1 protein-coding gene and 1 pseudogene are annotated in these 865 nt (G+C 37.3%); one reads left to right on the top strand and one right to left on the bottom strand.

Features of this window, described 5'->3' with window-relative positions; translation table 11 throughout:
* Positions 1 to 626, top strand: a 626-nt coding sequence (locus tag AMDU4_RS13240; protein ID WP_290705491.1) for an ABC transporter permease subunit, incomplete at its 5' end; no start/stop codon positions are given.
* A gap of 7 nt (positions 627 to 633) precedes the next feature.
* On the opposite strand, the pseudogene AMDU4_RS13235 reads toward AMDU4_RS13240, so the two are convergent.
* Positions 634 to 865 (bottom strand): annotated as a pseudogene (locus tag AMDU4_RS13235) (ISAzo13 family transposase); the annotation flags it as partial.

The following is an 865-nucleotide window of genomic DNA, read 5'->3' as shown; positions in this document are numbered from 1 at the left end:
TTCATCAGCTGGAATCTGAATACGGTATATCCAATGCACCACTTTATGTTCAGTATTATAACTATCTTGCAGATTTATTGCACGGCAACCTTGGCGTTTCCATAGCATTTTTTCCGGAACCAGTATCATACATACTTTACAATGCACTTCCTTGGACGTTGTTTCTTGTTATAACATCCATAACGATATCATTCTTCATCGGAAACAGAATGGGCAGATATGCAGGAATACATAGAAATTCTGCAAAAGACTTGTCTATTGATATTTTTGCCATGTTTATGGCTTCATTTCCAGCGTTCGTTCTCGCCTTTATAATGCTTGATATGTTTTCACTTGGCCTGAAGTTGTTTCCCCTTGGAGGCGCATACAGTACTTCAGTGAATATAGGATTTAATCTACCATTTATAATAAGTGCATTGTATCACTCTGTACTTCCCGTACTTACCATTATTTTAACTTCCCTTGGAGGATGGGAGCTTGGAATGAGGAACAATATTATACCAAATGTCAACAGCGATTTCATAAACTACTCAGAAAACTTAGGTTATAAAAAATACCAGATAAATCAAATAGCTTACAGAAATGCCATACTCCCCAATCTAAGGCATCGTAATATAATAACATAGTTATTTGTTATTTCTTCGGGGCAATAGTGTAGTTCCATTCTCCATGAAATTCGTCCGTCCTTATGTTTAATTTCAACATCTCCTCATTGCTGATCTTGATGCCCTTCTCATAACTGTCACGATCAATGCTGCACTCGACCTTGAGACCTTTTTCCGTTTTTGTATTGGCTATGAGGTTTACTATCACCTCATATGAGACAAGCGGTTTTCCCCTCCAGTTCTTTGTAATGAAGGAGAAT

It is taken from the genome of Ferroplasma sp. Type II, from assembly GCF_000496155.1.
Note: the sequence above shows the minus strand (reverse complement) of the source record. Positions and strands in the feature narration are given on the sequence as shown.